This is a genomic window from Gibbsiella quercinecans (genome assembly GCF_002291425.1).
In the GTDB taxonomy this organism is placed as follows: Bacteria; Pseudomonadota; Gammaproteobacteria; order Enterobacterales; family Enterobacteriaceae; genus Gibbsiella; species Gibbsiella quercinecans.
Window position 1 is genome coordinate 5,247,501 of the sequence record NZ_CP014136.1, and the last position, 14,911, is coordinate 5,262,411.

16 protein-coding genes are annotated in these 14,911 nt (G+C 57.2%); 11 read left to right on the forward strand and 5 right to left on the reverse strand.

Annotated features, from left to right (window positions below; all coding sequences use genetic code 11):
• Window positions 1–123 precede the first annotated feature (123 nt).
• The 3 genes from ACN28Q_RS23845 to slyA all read left to right on the forward strand — a co-directional run bounded on the left by ACN28Q_RS23845 (window position 124) and on the right by slyA (window position 2,130).
• A complete protein-coding gene (locus ACN28Q_RS23845) occupies window positions 124–363 on the forward strand; it encodes a DUF1289 domain-containing protein (protein ID WP_095848608.1) in 240 nt (79 codons plus the stop codon).
• A gap of 100 nt (window positions 364–463) precedes the next feature.
• Window positions 464–1,360 carry an aldo/keto reductase gene (locus tag ACN28Q_RS23850; RefSeq protein ID WP_095848609.1) on the forward strand — a complete coding sequence of 299 codons (897 nt, stop codon included), beginning with the start codon at window positions 464–466 and terminating at the stop codon, window positions 1,358–1,360.
• A 335-nt stretch (window positions 1,361–1,695) separates the two neighbouring features.
• Window positions 1,696–2,130: a transcriptional regulator SlyA gene (gene slyA / locus ACN28Q_RS23855; RefSeq protein ID WP_095848610.1), complete on the forward strand. Its 435-nt coding sequence runs from the start codon at window positions 1,696–1,698 to the stop codon at window positions 2,128–2,130.
• A gap of 297 nt (window positions 2,131–2,427) precedes the next feature.
• Here the strand turns inward: slyA and ACN28Q_RS23860 are convergent, their stop codons facing one another.
• Entirely contained in the window at window positions 2,428–2,892 is a 465-nt protein-coding gene (locus ACN28Q_RS23860) for an outer membrane lipoprotein (RefSeq protein WP_095848611.1), read from the reverse strand.
• A gap of 358 nt (window positions 2,893–3,250) precedes the next feature.
• Between ACN28Q_RS23860 and anmK the strand changes: the two genes are divergently transcribed.
• From anmK to tyrS, 4 genes are all read left to right on the forward strand, one after another.
• Window positions 3,251–4,381 carry an anhydro-N-acetylmuramic acid kinase gene (gene anmK / locus ACN28Q_RS23865; RefSeq protein WP_095848612.1) on the forward strand — a complete coding sequence of 377 codons (1,131 nt, stop codon included), beginning with the start codon at window positions 3,251–3,253 and terminating at the stop codon, window positions 4,379–4,381.
• Window positions 4,382–4,445: 64 nt separating this feature from the next.
• Window positions 4,446–4,748: an MliC family protein gene (locus tag ACN28Q_RS23870; RefSeq protein WP_095848613.1), complete on the forward strand. Its 303-nt coding sequence runs from the start codon at window positions 4,446–4,448 to the stop codon at window positions 4,746–4,748.
• 86 nt (window positions 4,749–4,834) lie between these two features.
• Window positions 4,835–5,488 carry a pyridoxamine 5'-phosphate oxidase gene (pdxH, locus tag ACN28Q_RS23875; RefSeq protein WP_095848614.1) on the forward strand — a complete coding sequence of 218 codons (654 nt, stop codon included), beginning with the start codon at window positions 4,835–4,837 and terminating at the stop codon, window positions 5,486–5,488.
• Between the two features lie 137 nt (window positions 5,489–5,625).
• On the forward strand, window positions 5,626–6,900 hold the full coding sequence (gene tyrS / locus ACN28Q_RS23880; protein WP_095848615.1) for a tyrosine--tRNA ligase: 1,275 nt from the start codon (window positions 5,626–5,628) through the stop codon (window positions 6,898–6,900).
• Between the two features lie 71 nt (window positions 6,901–6,971).
• Here the strand turns inward: tyrS and gstA are convergent, their stop codons facing one another.
• Together gstA and dapA are read right to left on the reverse strand one after the other, a co-directional pair.
• Window positions 6,972–7,577: a glutathione transferase GstA gene (gene gstA / locus ACN28Q_RS23885; RefSeq protein ID WP_095848616.1), complete on the reverse strand. Its 606-nt coding sequence runs from the start codon at window positions 7,575–7,577 to the stop codon at window positions 6,972–6,974.
• Between the two features lie 119 nt (window positions 7,578–7,696).
• Window positions 7,697–8,581, reverse strand: a complete 885-nt coding sequence (gene dapA, locus ACN28Q_RS23890; RefSeq protein ID WP_095848617.1) for a 4-hydroxy-tetrahydrodipicolinate synthase — start codon at window positions 8,579–8,581, stop codon at window positions 7,697–7,699.
• Window positions 8,582–9,107: 526 nt separating this feature from the next.
• Here dapA and ACN28Q_RS23895 point away from each other — a divergent pair.
• Complete coding sequence (locus tag ACN28Q_RS23895; protein WP_095848618.1) at window positions 9,108–10,169, forward strand: NAD(P)-dependent alcohol dehydrogenase; 1,062 nt, start codon at window positions 9,108–9,110, stop codon at window positions 10,167–10,169.
• Between the two features lie 33 nt (window positions 10,170–10,202).
• On the opposite strand, the gene ACN28Q_RS23900 is transcribed toward ACN28Q_RS23895, so the two are convergent.
• Window positions 10,203–10,862 (reverse strand): HD domain-containing protein, encoded by a 660-nt coding sequence (locus tag ACN28Q_RS23900; RefSeq protein WP_095848619.1) that lies wholly within the window; start codon window positions 10,860–10,862, stop codon window positions 10,203–10,205.
• A gap of 12 nt (window positions 10,863–10,874) precedes the next feature.
• A complete protein-coding gene (locus tag ACN28Q_RS23905) occupies window positions 10,875–11,153 on the reverse strand; it encodes a hypothetical protein (RefSeq protein WP_095848620.1) in 279 nt (92 codons plus the stop codon).
• Between the two features lie 196 nt (window positions 11,154–11,349).
• On the opposite strand from ACN28Q_RS23905, the gene ACN28Q_RS23910 reads away from it, so the two are divergent.
• The 3 genes from ACN28Q_RS23910 to ACN28Q_RS23920 all read left to right on the forward strand — a co-directional run bounded on the left by ACN28Q_RS23910 (window position 11,350) and on the right by ACN28Q_RS23920 (window position 14,786).
• Window positions 11,350–11,661 carry a hypothetical protein gene (locus tag ACN28Q_RS23910; RefSeq protein WP_095849179.1) on the forward strand — a complete coding sequence of 104 codons (312 nt, stop codon included), beginning with the start codon at window positions 11,350–11,352 and terminating at the stop codon, window positions 11,659–11,661.
• Window positions 11,662–11,694: 33 nt separating this feature from the next.
• Window positions 11,695–12,549 (forward strand): aminoglycoside phosphotransferase family protein, encoded by an 855-nt coding sequence (locus ACN28Q_RS23915; protein ID WP_095848621.1) that lies wholly within the window; start codon window positions 11,695–11,697, stop codon window positions 12,547–12,549.
• Window positions 12,550–12,695: 146 nt separating this feature from the next.
• The gene (locus ACN28Q_RS23920) at window positions 12,696–14,786 is read left to right on the forward strand and encodes a prolyl oligopeptidase family serine peptidase (RefSeq protein ID WP_095848622.1); all 2,091 of its coding nucleotides are present in this window, start codon (window positions 12,696–12,698) and stop codon (window positions 14,784–14,786) included.
• Window positions 14,787–14,911 lie beyond the last annotated feature (125 nt).

Below are 14,911 nucleotides of genomic sequence, written 5' to 3' on the forward strand. Positions count from 1 at the left end.
ATTTCCGCTTTGCATTATTTTTTCAGCCGGCGGTAAAGCCACTTGCCAGCGTTGCCGAATACGTCTTCAATTAACATGAGGTATGTACCTCACCGGGCCAGCGCCTGGGAAACAGGAGGATGTGTGGCGCAGCAACTTGAGTTTTTCGATATCCCAAGCCCATGCCGCGGTATTTGTCAAACCGACGAGCGTGGCTTTTGCCGTGGCTGCATGCGCAGCCGTGACGAACGCTTTGGCTGGCTGCAAATGAACGATGCGCAAAAGCGCGACGTGCTGCGCCTATGCCGCCAACGCTTCCTGCGCCAGCAGCGCGCCGCGAAACAGCCGGATGAACCGCAGCCAGAACAACCCTCTTTATTTTAACTTTCAGCCTGTTGGCATGCCGCTTGCAGCGCTGTGTTTTGCTTTCCCTACGCGAGCCGGCTTGTGTATGCTGTGCAAAACGTTGTCATGGAGTGTGCAGATGCTGAACCGTATCCAACTCGCGCCGCAGGGGCCTCAATTATCACGGATGATCTGCGGATACTGGCGGTTGCTGGCGTGGGGGATGTCGCCGCAACAACGGCTGGCTTTTATTGAGCAGCACCTTGAATTGGGCATCACCACCGTCGATCATGCCGACATTTATGGCGATTACGGCTGTGAAAAGGCCTTTGGCGAAGCCATTCGTCTCAAACCGGCGCTGCGCCAGGCCATGGAGCTGGTGACCAAGTGCGGTATTGTGACAACCGCCAAGCCGGGCAATCCGATTGGCCACTACGATACCAGCCGGCAGCATATTGTGCGCAGCGCCGAGCAATCCTTGGTTAACCTGCATACCGATTATCTTGATGTTTTATTGATCCACCGCCCGGATCCGCTGATGGATGCCGATGAGCTGGCCGAGGCCTTTGTCGCGCTGCATCAAAGCGGCAAGGTGCGCTATTTTGGCGTCTCTAATTTTACTCCGGCGCAGTTTACCCTGTTGCAATCCCGGCTGCCGTTCTCGCTGGTGACCAACCAGGTAGAGATCTCACCGATCCATCAGGCCAACATTCAGGATGGCGTGCTGGATCAGTGCCAGCAGTTGCGTATCCGGCCGATGGCGTGGTCTTGCCTGGGCGGCGGGCGCCTGCTTAGCGCGCCGGAATATCACCACCTGCGTAAAGAATTACGCTTGGTCGCTGAAGAAATCGGCGCGCAAACGCTGGAACAAGTGGTCTATTGCTGGGTGATGCGCCTGCCTTGCGCGCCGTTACCGATCATCGGCTCCGGCAAGATAGAACGTGTGCGTTCAGCGCTGCTCGCACAGGATCTGGTGATGAACCGCCAGCAGTGGTTCCGCATTCGCAAAGCGGCTCTGGGCTATGACGTGCCGTAGTGGGGGGCGGCACGCTAAAAACAACGAGAATTAATTGCACCGCCGACTAAAAGCTTGCGGCCTAATAATATCAAAATGTTATTTGGGCACGGTAATAATGCCGTAAGCGGGACTGGAAACCACCGGTATGTGGCTGGATTAAGTAAAATGACGGGTGCGATGGGGAGAATTTATTCGCCATAGCGGTGCGTTAAGCGGACAGAGCAATTATTTATATGTAGAATGGTATAAGCTGACTAAATAAGTGGCTATATTATGTAAATTAATATTCGTTGCTAATCATAGGCTGCACTCTGGGAGCAGGATGTGAATATACTTTTTATAAAGGAGGAAAAGTGGAGTCAACATTAGGTTCGGACTTGGCGCGCTTGGTTCGTGTTTGGCGTGCACTGATTGACCATCGGCTTAAACCGTTGGAACTGACACAAACACACTGGATTACGCTGCATAATATCAATCGGTTGCCGCCGGAGCAGTCGCAAATTCAGTTGGCAAAGGCGATTGGTATTGAGCAACCTTCTCTGGTGCGGACATTGGATCAGTTGGAAGAGAAAGGGCTGATTACCCGCCACACCTGCGCGAACGATCGGCGTGCCAAACGCATCAAGTTGACAGAGACCGCAGAACCCATAATTCGGGAACTGGACAATGTTATCACGTCTACACGGCGTAAAATCTTGAATGGAATCTCTGACGAAGAAGTACAACTGCTAATAAAACTGATTGGACAACTGGAAAGAAACATCACGGAACTCCAGGACAAACAATAATATAGTGATGTGATTGAATGAGAATAATTTACAGCACCAGATACCGAAACGGAGGCTTTTAGCCTCCGTTTTATCTTATTGTTCGATAGCGTCTTATAGCAATGTATATAACGCATCGCATAAAGCGGTGATAATACGCGGTAAATACAGTTGCGATCGTGCATACTTCGGGTTACCGCCCGGCAGGCGAAGGGCTGCTTGCCTTCATGTCGCGCCGCTTGGGCCAGCGCAAAAAAAACCAGCCAGAATTCACTGGCTGGGTATCGTTTAGCTTTTTTTAGCCGCGCATCACCACGCTTACAGCGGGGATACCGTCAGTGTATTGCCGCTGCGGGCCATACGTACGCGCTGGCCAGGACTGAATTTGGTGTTGCCGGCCTTCTGAACCACAACAATGTTTTCTTTGTTGTCGGTTTTGATCTCCAGTTCATAACCGGATGTGCGGCCGGCCACTTCGCCGACGCTGTTACCTGCCACGCCGCCGGCGACTGCGCCCGCTGCGGTTGCCAGCGTCCGCCCGGTGCCCCCGCCTATCGTGTTGCCCAGCAGGCCGCCCAGAACGGCACCGCCCACGGCACCAATGGTGTTGGAGCTTTCTTCGCCCTGGATTTTCACCGGACGAACGGATACCAGCGTACCGTAAGTTACGGTCTGAATCTGTTTTGCCTGGGAGGAAGAATAGACATCGCCTGACATGGATTCATTGGCACAACCCGCCAGCGTAACTGCAGCGATGGCAACCACGAGAAGACGTTTGATCATATAAAACTCCTGAGTTTAATAGTCCGTAACCTGACCAGACCATCCAGGCCAGATTCAGAGAACATAATAGGTCAAAGTATGGCCTAAAGCTACGCGGCTCACCCTGCCATTCTGCTTTGCAGCTTAACGCTGCGCGATTCAACCAATAATAAACGGCTGTTTATGTTTATCATAAGATTATCGGCTATTGCAGAGCAACGTGTTAGTACCGTTAACTTAAGCCGGTGCCCGGTAATGGGTAAAAATCACTGTGCGTAACCAGGAAAATCATAATAATTCATAGCGTTAATTAAAAAATTCTGGTTTAGTGAGCAGGATGGCAACGTATTTTCCCCGTGATGGGTTAAAGGATGTGGTTATGAAGTCAGGCCGTTATATAGGTGTGATGTCTGGCACCAGCCTGGACGGCATTGATGTCGTGCTGGCCGCGATAGACGGGCGAATGGTTGCGCAACAGGCCAGCTACAGCCACCCGATACCGATAGCGTTAAAGAAGGCCATTCTCGGCATGTGCCAGGGGCAACCAACAACGCTGTCGGCGGTGGGGCACCTGGATGCTCAACTGGGCAACCTGTTCGGCGAGGCGGTGCTGGGGCTGCTGCGGCAAACCGGCGTACCGGCGCATGAGGTGACCGCTATCGGCTGTCATGGGCAGACCGTGTGGCATGAGCCGGTAGGCGACATGCGCTTTTCCATGCAGCTTGGGGACAATAACCGGGTGGCGGCGCTGACCAACATTACCACCGTGGGGGATTTCCGCCGCCGCGACATGGCTTACGGCGGGCAGGGCGCGCCGCTGGTGCCGGCGTTTCATCAGGCGCTGCTGGCGCACCCGGATGAGCGGCGCATGGTGCTGAATATTGGCGGCATTGCCAACCTTTCCCTACTGTTGCCGGGCCTGCCGGTGCGCGGTTTCGATACCGGGCCAGGCAATATGCTGCTGGATGCCTGGGTTTGGCGCCACCGCGCCAAACCGTACGATAAAGACGCCGCCTGGGCTCTGCAAGGGCGCGTCAGCCTGCCTCTGCTGCAACAAATGTGCGGCGATCCTTATTTCGCGCTGCCGGCGCCGAAAAGCACCGGGCGTGAGTATTTCAATATCGGCTGGCTGGAACAGCAGATGTCCACCATGCCGGCCATCGCGCCCGTGGATGTGATGGCCACGCTGGTTGAGCTGACGGTGGTGACGATCTGTGAGCAGGTGTTGTTGGCCGGCGGCTGCGATCGGCTGCTGGTTTGCGGCGGTGGGGCGCGTAATCCGCTGTTGATGGCGCGGCTGTCTGCGCTGTTGCCGGGAACGGAAGTCAGCCCGACCGACAGGTTTGGCGTGAGCGGCGACGATATGGAAGCGTTGGCCTTCGCCTGGCTGGCGTTCCGCACGCTTTCCGGCCAGCCCGGCAATCTGCCGTCGGTCACCGGCGCCAGCCGCGAAACCTTACTGGGTGGGATTTATCCGGTTTTCCCTTCGGGCGGTAACCCGCGGTGTTAGGATAAAAGCGATTCCCCCACTATCAGGCCGGTGTGCAGCGTGGTTTGCCCGGCAGGAGCGAGCGATGAAAAAAATCTTGATAACCGCCGGCACTCTGGCGTTGGCAGGGTGCAGCTACTTTTTACCGCAGAAAGGGCAGGTTTTGCATTACCAGTGCGGCACGACACCGTTGACGGTCACCCTGGCAGCCGAAGGCAGAACCGCCAACTTCCTGCTGGACGGTGAACAATTGCACCTGAAACAGGTGCTGGCGGCATCCGGCGCCAGGTACAGCGACGGCAAATATACCTTCTGGTCCAAGGGCCAGCATGCGCAGGTGGCGCGTAACGACAACGTCATTATCAGCGACTGCGTGCTGGTCAACTAAGCGGCGCCCCCCAGCCGCGTTATTGAGATTCCGTGGCGGTGGGCGCAGAATGGGGCCACGAATTCTCTGGTTGGTTGATACACCAAATGACTGATAACACGCATTTTGATATCGCGGATCTCCGCCGCGAATACACCCGCGGCGGCCTGCGCCGCGGCGATTTGACCGCAAACCCGTTGGATTTGTTCGAGCGCTGGCTGAAACAGGCTTGCGAAGCGCGGTTGGCCGATCCCACCGCCATGTGCGTGGCCACGGTTGATGAAACCGGCCAGCCTTACCAACGTATCGTGCTGCTCAAACATTTTGATGACAACGGGCTGGTGTTCTATACCAACCTGGGCAGCCGCAAAGCGCAGCAGTTGGCCCACAATCCAAAAATCAGCCTGCATTTTCCCTGGCATATGCTGGAGCGCCAGGTGAGCTTTCTGGGCACGGCGCAGCGCCTGTCGCCGTTGGAAGTGATGAAATACTTCCACAGCCGGCCGAAGGATAGCCAGATCGGCGCCTGGGTTTCCCGCCAGTCATCGCGTATTTCTGCCCGCGGCGTGCTGGAAAGCAAATTCCTCGAAATAAAGCAAAAGTTCCAACAGGGCGAAGTGCCGCTGCCCAGTTTCTGGGGCGGCTACCGCGTCAGTTTCGATTCCGTCGAGTTCTGGCAAGGGGGCGAACACCGTCTGCACGACCGTTTTCTGTACCAACGCGAAGGCAATGAGTGGAAAATCGACCGCTTGGCGCCGTAGGTATGGAAATATCCCTTTAAGCGCTGGCACTGTTGCCGCTGGCGCTTTATCCTATGCGCTACCCAAATTTTTGATTTCGCCACCGGGCGAAAACCGTGCGCCAATAACGGCACATTTGTTGATACATGGAGACATTGATGGCGAGCAGTAACTTGATTAAACAACTGCAAGAGCGGGGCCTCGTTGCCCAGGTTACGGATGAGGAAGCGTTAGCAGAGCGACTGGCGCAGGGGCCAATTGCACTGTATTGCGGTTTCGATCCGACCGCTGACAGCTTGCACTTGGGCCATCTGGTTCCGCTGCTGTGCCTGAAGCGTTTCCAACTGGCCGGCCACAAGCCGGTGGCGCTGGTGGGCGGGGCGACCGGTTTGATTGGCGATCCGAGCTTCAAAGCGACGGAACGCAAGCTGAACACCAACGAAACCGTCAACGAATGGGTAGAAAAAATCCGCAGGCAGGTTTCCCCGTTCCTTGATTTCGACTGTGGCGCCAACAGCGCAGTGGCGGCGAACAACTACGATTGGTTTGGCGGCATGAACGTGCTGACCTTCCTGCGCGATATCGGCAAACACTTCTCCGTGAATCAGATGATCAACAAAGAAGCGGTCAAGCAGCGCCTGAACCGTGACGATGTGGGGATCTCCTTCACCGAATTCTCCTACAACCTGCTGCAGGGCTACGATTTCGCCGAGCTGCACGGCCGCCATCAGGTTGAGCTGCAAATCGGGGGCTCAGACCAATGGGGCAACATCACCTCCGGTATCGATCTGACCCGCCGCCTGCACCAGAAACAGGTGTTCGGCCTGACCGTGCCGTTAATCACTAAAGCCGACGGCACCAAATTCGGTAAAACGGAAGGCGGCGCCGTGTGGCTGGCCCCAGAAAAAACCAGCCCGTACAAATTCTACCAGTTCTGGATCAACACCGCGGACGCCGATGTTTACCGCTTCCTGAAGTTCTTCACTTTCCTGAGCCTGGAAGAGATCGACGCGCTGCAGGCCGAAGATGCGAACAGCGGCAAAGCGCCACGCGCCCAGTACGTGCTGGCCGAAGAAGTGACCGGCATGGTGCACGGTGCGGAAGGGCTGGCCGCGGCCAAGCGCATTACCCAGAGCCTGTTCTCTGGCGCACTGCACGAGCTGACCGAAGCCGACTTCGCCCAACTGGCGCAAGACGGTATGCCGAGCATCAAGTTGGGCACCGAGGCCGATCTGCAACAGGCGCTGGTGAATGCCGAGTTGGCGCCATCCCGTGGCCAGGCGCGCACCCTGATCGGCTCCAACGCGGTGACCGTCAACGGCGAGAAACAGGCCAACGCTGAATACACCTTCAGCGACAGCGATCGGCTGTTTGGGCGTTACACTCTGTTGCGCCGCGGCAAGAAACACTACTGCTTGGTCGAATGGCAGTAATCACCGCGCGATGACAAATAAAGGGGCCTGTATGGCCCCTTTATTTTTACCTGAACCCAGGGCCGGCGTGGTTATAGCAGGCCTTCCGCCTGCAACGCGGCGTCGACCGCCGGGCGGGCGGCGATGCGTTGGTAATAGGCGGCCAGCGGCGGATAGTCCGCCAGATCGAGCTGCACATGTTTAGCCCATCCCAGCACGGTGAACAGATAAGCATCGGCAACGCTAAAGCGGTTACCCAGTAAAAACGGTTGTTGCTTTAATTCGGCCGCCAGATAGTGGAACTGTTTTGCCAGTTTTTGCCGGCAGATGGTCTGATAGGCCGCCGGGGTTGCCGCGGAAAATAGCGGGGCGAACTGCTGGTGCAGTTCCGTGGCGATAAAGTTCAACCATTCTATGGCGTGGTAACGCGACAGGCTGCCGGCAGGGGGGATCAGTTTGCGGCTTGGCACCTGGTCTGCCAGGTACTGCACAATCACCACGCCTTCCGTCAGCAGGGCGCCATTATCCAGCAGCAGCGCCGGTACTTGCCCCTTCGGCGCGATCGTCCGGTAATCAGCGCCGCTTTCAGTTTTTTTCTGCGCCAGATCGACATTCTCCAGCGTAAAGTCCAGCCCTGCTTCCCGCAGGATAATGTGCGGTGACAGCGAACAGGTACCCGGCGTGCAAAACAGTTTCATCGCAAGCTCCTTGTTACAGATGACGAAAGGCGAACCGATGCTCTTTGTAGCTTAGGCGCTTTCCGGCCACCGCGCGCAGTAGCGGCATGCGTTGGCACGGAATCGGTCCGCCCGCCGCCTCACACCGTCGCAGCCGTCGCCGGTTGCAGCAGCGCCAATTGTGCGGCAATTTGCTGGCGCAAAGCCTGTGGCACCGGTTGCATGGGCGCGCGTAGCTCATTGTGAATCAGCCCTTGCAGCGTCAGCGCGGCCTTGACCGGTGCCGGGTTGGGGAAGCTGAACATCTGTTGGATCATCGGCAGCAAGGCATAAAAATTAGCGCGCGCCGCCGCCAGATCGCCATCGGCCACCTGTTGCACCAGTTGCACGAAACGTTCGGGATACAGGTGCGCCGTGGCAGAGATGGCGCCGCGGCCGCCCAGGCAGAGCGTGGAGAGGATAAGGTTGTCCTCACCGGTCAGCACATCGATTTCGCCGTCGTCAATCAGCGCCATGGTGGCGTTTGGGTTGCCACCGCAGTCTTTAATCGCCTTCACCTGTGGGTGGCGGGCGATCTGGCGGAGGGTGTCCAACTCCATGGCGACGCCGGTGCGGTAAGGCACGTTATACAGGATCACCGGCACACGGGCCGCATCCGCCAGCGTGGTAAAATAATCGACCAGCCCTTGCTGGCATGGGCGAATATAGTAAGGGGCCGGAACCAACACGCCGGCGACATCGCGCTGCTGGATCGCTTGCAGCATCTGCAGCGATCCGGCCAGGTTATTGCCCGCCAGCCCCATCACTACCTGATGGCCCGGCACCACTGATAACACCGCATCCAACACCGCCAGCTGTTCTTCCTTGCTTAAGGCTGCGGCTTCACCGGTGGTGCCGCACACCGCCAGCCCGGAAACGCCGCTGGCAATCAAATGTTTTGCCAGGCGTTTTACCGCCGGTAGATCGACCGCGTTGTTATCAAATGGGGTCACCATTGCAACCCAGATGCCGGAAAATAAGGCCATGAAAAACTCCTTCTGTGTGTGACCGCCAGATGAAGTCAGATGAGGAAACAAGCGGGGCAAACCTGCGCCGTCCTGTCAGTTCATCTGACCGGACAGCACGCCCCGGTCAAACGAGCGTCTGTTTCTTCTGCTTGAGCGCCAATGGGCCACCGACCAACAGCGCTGGCAGCGACGGGCGGTTATAGGAGGAAACCTGGGCCATGGCGATCTCGCAAAAGAGGAATGAGATCCGATGATGAATATTCTTCATCTCGCTGTCAATTTATAACGCCTTGATCGTTTTGTTATTAATGATTATCCGCAGGTAATGAGTATTGCTAATGCGCGCGCGGCGATGCCGGATTAAAAAACCAGCTTTAGGCAAGCATCGGCGAGGATTATGCAATGCACAATGCTTCAGGTTGGCCATACTGATAAGCGTGCTTCATGCGGGCAGGCATCAGCTTGCGCCATGAACAGTAACGCCGCTTGGCTAGGCGTAGCCAGGCGGGCCGGGTGCCTTGTATTAAGTCTCAGGAGAAAAGTGATGCCGTTAAATATCCGTGGATTTGCCGCCGAGTCGGCAACCAGTGCGTTAGCCCCTCATCATTTTATCCGCCGCGATCCGCGCGATAATGATGTGGTGATTGATATTCTTTATTGCGGCGTTTGCCATTCAGATCTGCATCAGGCGCGTAACGAATGGGGGCACAGCGTTTACCCGATGGTGCCGGGCCATGAAATTATCGGCAAAGTGGCCCAGGTCGGCGGCGCGGTCAGCCAGTTTCAGGTGGGGGATTGGGTCGGCGTGGGCTGTATGGTCGATTCCTGTCAACACTGTGCGGCCTGTGAAGAGGATCTGGAGCAGTATTGCGAGGAGGGGTTCACGCCGACCTATAACGGGGTGGATCGCCACGACAGCCTGCCGACCTTCGGCGGCTATTCCGAGAAGATTGTGGTATCCGACAAATTTGTGCTGAAACTGTCGGAAAAGCTGGATATGAAAGCGGCGGCGCCGCTGTTGTGCGCCGGCATCACCACCTGGTCGCCGCTGCGGCACTGGCAGGTTGGCCCCGGTATGAAGGTGGCCGTCGCCGGGCTGGGCGGGCTTGGGCATATGGGGCTGAAGTTTGCCAAAGCGCTGGGGGCGGAAGTGACGCTGTTTACCCGAACGCCGGGCAAGGAACAAGAGGCCAAACGCTTGGGGGCCGACAACGTGATCATTTCCACTGACGCCGCGCAAATGGCGGCGGTCAGCGATTATTTCGATATTATTCTCGATACCATACCCAACCCGCATGATATTAACCCTTATGTGGGGGCGTTGGCGCGTGACGGAAATTTGATTCTGGTCGGGCAGATGCAGCCGCTGGAACCGGGCGTTAGCGGGGGTGGTCTGGTCATGGGGCGCAAATCAATCAGCGGCTCGCTGATCGGCGGGATTGCAGAAACCCAGGAAATGCTGGATTTCTGCGCTGAACACGGTATCGCCAGCGACGTAGAGGTGATTGATATACAGAACATTAACCAGGCCTATGACCGGATGCTGAAAAGCGACGTTAAATACCGCTTTGTGATTGATATGGCCTCGCTAGCGCAAAACTTCTAAACCGACCGGCGGGGCGATAAGCTCCGCACCGGCTCAGATCTCATCCAACACATTATCCAGAAACTGCCGCATACGTTCAGTGCGTGATGCGGCCATTTGGCGGCCGGCTGCGGTCTGGAGCCCGGTCTGCAGTTTGAAGAGCTTGGTATGAAAATGGTCGAGAGTGAAACGGCTGTCATCGTATTGCCGGTGCTGTGCCAGCGGATCGGCGGCGTCGTACAGTGATCTGCCCAAGCGCCCGGCGATATAAAAGCAGCGCGCAATGCCAATCGCACCGATCGCATCTAGCCTGTCGGCGTCTTGCACGATCCTGGCTTCCAGCGTTTCTGGCGCGATGGCCGCAGAAAAGCTGTGGGCCTCGATCGCATGGGCAACGGCATGGATATCTGCGTTCGGCCAGCCCAGTTGCGCCAATAGCCTGCTGGCTTTTTGCGCCGCCAGGCGTGAGGCCAGCGGCCGCTGGGGGGAGTTTTTTTCAACCGTGACGCAGTCATGCAGTAGGACCGCGGCGCACAAAATGCGCCGGTCGCCGCCTTCTTGTTGCTGGATGCGGCTGGCGTTTTTCCACACGCGCTGCAGGTGCGCCACGTCATGGGCGCCGTCTACAGCGCTGAAGGCTTCTGGCAAGAGCCGCCGTGCTAATGATTGGTAGGGGGCGAAAGGGGCCAGCCATTCCTCAGGCGGTAAATGCATCGCATAATCCTTTTAGGGGGGCGTATTGCCACTGTTTTTGCCAAATTTTCTGTCGTACTCCCGCCGATAGGCCCGCGCTTTGTTGCGATCGCGGATCCACAAATAGCCGCAGACCAGCGCGACAATTGACGAAAAGGTAATGTTGCGCACATCTTGGTCGTAACAAACGATCAGCAACGCATCCAGCGCCGCGATAAAGCAAATCCACTTATAGAGGTGGGATTGCCTGCGCGTGGCGGCATTAAGGCGTTTCAACTGCCGGGCTTCATCCAGAACGGGCTTTTTTTGCATAGGTAACCATCGTAAAACTACAGCTCATTATAAATTACCAGAATCTTCACGCCGGCGGCAGAGCACTCTGCTGTCCGGCGCGCTATTTTTATTGTGGTGCGCAGAAATTTACCTGTGGCTGCGTATTGAATTCATTCGCGAGAATGATAAGTTATTTATTCATCTATTGTGGGTTTTTATTCAATGCGGGGTGGGTATGATCGTCCGGACCTGGCACGGCTGCGTGCCATTACAGCATCGCAAGGGATTCGCCGCACACCTGAACGCCACCGGTGTGCAGCATGCTAAAGCAACCGCCGGTAACTGTGGCGCATTTGTCCGGGAAGAGGTGCAGGGGGAGTATGCCCATTTTTTCCTGGCGACCTATTGGGCTTCGCTACCGGCCATTAAAAATTTCGCCGGCAAACAGTACCAGGTCGCCGTGACTTACCCGGAGGATGAGGCCTTCGGCCTGATATCCGATCCTTACGTATTCCACCACTGGGTTGATGAAGTCACCACGCTGTAATCGGGGGGGCGTTCGTCAACGATTGATCCGGCCATGAACCCAGCGTTTCTTCCCTATCTACAGCGTTGGCAACTGCAGACGGATGGGCAGCCGTTTGCCACCCACAGTAGCCTGTTGTTGCCGGTGCGCTACCAGGGAAAAGCGGCAATGTTGAAAATCGCGCACGAACAGGAAGAAAAGTTCGGCGGCTTGCTGATGTGCTGGTGGCAGGGCCAGGGAGCGGCGCAGGTACTGGCATGGCACCATGACGGTCTGTTGCTGGAACGGGCGCAGGGCGGGTTATCATTGGCGCAGATGGTGCGTGAAGGGCACGATACCCAAGCGACGGAGATTTTATGCCGCGTGATTGCCCGCTTGCATGCGCCGCGCCCGCAGTCCTTGCCGGCGTTGATCCCGCTGCATCACTGGTTCGCCGCTCTGTGGCCCGCGGCGCAGGCCCATGAAGGCATGTTGCGCCTGTGCGCGACCAGCGCGGCGGAGCTGCTGGCCAGCCCGCGGCAGCAAAGCGTATTACACGGGGATATCCATCACGATAACGTGCTGGATTTCGGCACGCGCGGCTGGCTGGCGATCGACCCCAAGCGCCTGTACGGCGAACGCTGCTTCGACTATGCCAATCTCTTTTGTAACCCCAACTATGGCGTCGCCACCGATCCGGCTATCTTCACGCGGCGCGTTGAACAGGTGTGCCAAATAGCGCAGCTTGATCGGCAGCGCCTGCTGCAATGGATTCTGGCCTGGGCCGGGCTTTCCGCCGCCTGGTTTCTGGAGGATGGCCAACTGGCGGATATCGATTTTCGCGTGGCGGAGCTGGCGGCAAGGGCATTGGGCCTGCCGGTGCCGGCCGGTGAGTCCGCTTTTACCCTGCAGCAACTCTGGCCGCGTTAACGTAACGCGTTGCACCCGCACAGGCTTTGACTTCACATCGCCGAATGCTACCTTGTAAGCGACGGACTCTACCTCTCCCATCAGGCGTATTTGGCGCCGCGTTGGCCCTGATAATCCCGTGGAAACCAGCAGGAGCGATATTCACTATGCCTTCATTACCTAATTCCCCCCGCCAGGATCTGGCGCAGGCCCACCCTGTATCTTCAGACGATCCTTTCCTGTGGCTGGAAGCCCTGCAGGGGGAACCCGCGCTGGCGTGGGTTGCGCAACAGAACCAGCGCACGCTGGCGCAGTTTGCCCAGGGGGATAACTTCCCGCGGCTTGAAAAACAGGTATTGGATAACCTGAACAAAGAGACCCAGATCCCGTGGGTAGCCAAATATGGCGATGCCTATTACAACTTTTGGCAGGATGAGCATAATCCGCGTGGGCTGTGGCGGCGCGCCACGCTTGATGAATACCGTAAAGACAAACCGCAGTGGGAAACCGTGCTGGATATTGACGCCTTAAGCAAAGCGGAAGGCGTGGATTGGGTCTTCCACGGCTCGCAGCCTCTTGCGCCGGAATACCGCTATTGCCTGGTGTTTCTGTCGCCGGACGGCGGGGACGCTTCGGCCATGCGCGAGTTCGATTTGGTGGAAAAGCGCTTCGTCGAGGGGGGATTTTCGCTGCCGGCGGCCAAAAGCGTGGTGTCGTGGATCGATCGCGATCGCCTTTTCGTCGCCACCGACGTTGGGCCGGGGTCGTTGACGCACTCCGGCTACCCGCGTATTGCCAAACGCTGGCGGCGGGGCACGCCGCTGGAAGCCGCAGAAACCCTGTATGAAGGGCAAATGACGGATATGCGGGCTTATGCCTATCACGACACTACGCCGGGCTTTGAACGCGACTATGTGATACGCATCGTGGATTTCTATCAGCGTGAAGTCTTCGTGCTTGATGATCAAGACCGCAAAACCAAACTGGATGTGCCGCTTGATGCTGAGATCGGCAGCCACCGCGAATGGCTGTTGATTAAACCGGCTAGCCAGTGGCAGGTCGGCACGGCCAGTTATCCTTCGGGTTCGCTGCTGGCGGTGAACTTTGCCGACTATCTGGCGGGCAAACGCGAACTGACGGTGTTGTTTGCCCCGACGGCGCGCGCGGCGTTAAGCGGTTACAGCACCACCCGTGACCATCTTATTCTCAGCATTATGGAGAACGTGGTCAACAGGCTGGAGGTGCTGACGCCGCGGCAGGGCGCATGGGCACGTAGGCCATTGGGCCGCCCAGGCGAGCTTAGCAGCATCTCGGCCGGTGGGGTGGATGATGAAAGTAATGCCTATTTCCTCACGACCAGCGGCTTCCTGCAGCCCACCTCTCTGTATTTGGGCAACCTTGACAGTGCCGAGGATCCGCAGTTGCTCAAGCAGGCGCCGCACGCTTTCGACGCAGCCGGTTACCAGGTGAGCCAGCATTTCGCGGCGTCGAAAGACGGCACGGCAATTCCGTATTTCCAGGTTGCCCCGAAGGACATGGTGCTGGATGGCAGCAACCCGACCTTGCTCTATGGCTACGGCGGTTTTGAAGTTGCGCTGCAGCCAAGCTATTTGGCCAGCCAAGGGCCGGCATGGCTGGCGCGCGGTGGGGTTTATGTGATCGCTAATATCCGCGGCGGCGGCGAGTTTGGCCCGCAATGGCACCAGGCGGCGCTAAAGGATAAACGCCACCGCGCCTATGAGGATTTTGCCGCCGTCGCCGAGGATCTTATTGCACGAAACGTGACATCGTCACAAAAACTGGGTGCACGCGGCGGCAGTAACGGTGGGTTGCTGGTGGGCAATATGCTGACGCAGTATCCCGCGCTGTTTGGCTGCATCGTGTGTGAAGTGCCGCTGCTGGATATGCGGCGTTACACGCAACTTTCTGCCGGCGCGTCCTGGATCGCGGAATACGGCGATCCGGAAAAACCGCAGGAGTGGGCATATATCAACACCTTTTCGCCGTACCATAACGTGCAGCCGAATAAGGCCTACCCCCCGGTGCTGTTTTATTCCGCCACCAGTGACGATCGCGTCAACCCGGCGCACGCGCGCAAAATGGCGGCGCGCATGCAGCAGTTGGGATATCCGCAGGCCTATTTCTATGAAAATACCGAAGGCGGGCACAGCGCCGCGGCGGATAAAAAACAGGCCGCTTTTCATACCGCGCTGGTCAGCGAGTTTCTATGGGCGCACCTGGGCGACCACGGCAAATAAGCATTAATAATAACGGCGTTTATCGGCTTTAGGTGACAATGTAACGCTTGCTTGTGCTATCGGTCTCGCGATGCAGCCGGTTTGGTGGAATATTGTTTTTCTTAATAAAAAAGCGGGTTACCCCG

Bases quoted from the DNA above. Each gene is read 5' to 3' on its own strand.
- ACN28Q_RS23860 (WP_095848611.1), bottom strand. From the start codon at position 2,892: ATGATCAAACGTCTTCTCGTGGTTGCCATCGCTGCAGTTACGCTGGCG.
- ACN28Q_RS23870 (WP_095848613.1), top strand. From the start codon at position 4,446: ATGAAAAAAATCTTGATAACCGCCGGCACTCTGGCGTTGGCAGGGTGC.
- ACN28Q_RS23850 (WP_095848609.1), top strand. From the start codon at position 464: ATGCTGAACCGTATCCAACTCGCGCCGCAGGGGCCTCAATTATCACGG.
- ACN28Q_RS23895 (WP_095848618.1), top strand. From the start codon at position 9,108: ATGCCGTTAAATATCCGTGGATTTGCCGCCGAGTCGGCAACCAGTGCG.
- ACN28Q_RS23920 (WP_095848622.1), top strand. From the start codon at position 12,696: ATGCCTTCATTACCTAATTCCCCCCGCCAGGATCTGGCGCAGGCCCAC.
- ACN28Q_RS23910 (WP_095849179.1), top strand. From the start codon at position 11,350: ATGATCGTCCGGACCTGGCACGGCTGCGTGCCATTACAGCATCGCAAG.
- dapA (WP_095848617.1), bottom strand. From the start codon at position 8,581: ATGGCCTTATTTTCCGGCATCTGGGTTGCAATGGTGACCCCATTTGAT.
- pdxH (WP_095848614.1), top strand. From the start codon at position 4,835: ATGACTGATAACACGCATTTTGATATCGCGGATCTCCGCCGCGAATAC.
- gstA (WP_095848616.1), bottom strand. From the start codon at position 7,577: ATGAAACTGTTTTGCACGCCGGGTACCTGTTCGCTGTCACCGCACATT.
- anmK (WP_095848612.1), top strand. From the start codon at position 3,251: ATGAAGTCAGGCCGTTATATAGGTGTGATGTCTGGCACCAGCCTGGAC.
- ACN28Q_RS23905 (WP_095848620.1), bottom strand. From the start codon at position 11,153: ATGCAAAAAAAGCCCGTTCTGGATGAAGCCCGGCAGTTGAAACGCCTT.
- tyrS (WP_095848615.1), top strand. From the start codon at position 5,626: ATGGCGAGCAGTAACTTGATTAAACAACTGCAAGAGCGGGGCCTCGTT.
- ACN28Q_RS23915 (WP_095848621.1), top strand. From the start codon at position 11,695: ATGAACCCAGCGTTTCTTCCCTATCTACAGCGTTGGCAACTGCAGACG.
- ACN28Q_RS23900 (WP_095848619.1), bottom strand. From the start codon at position 10,862: ATGCATTTACCGCCTGAGGAATGGCTGGCCCCTTTCGCCCCCTACCAA.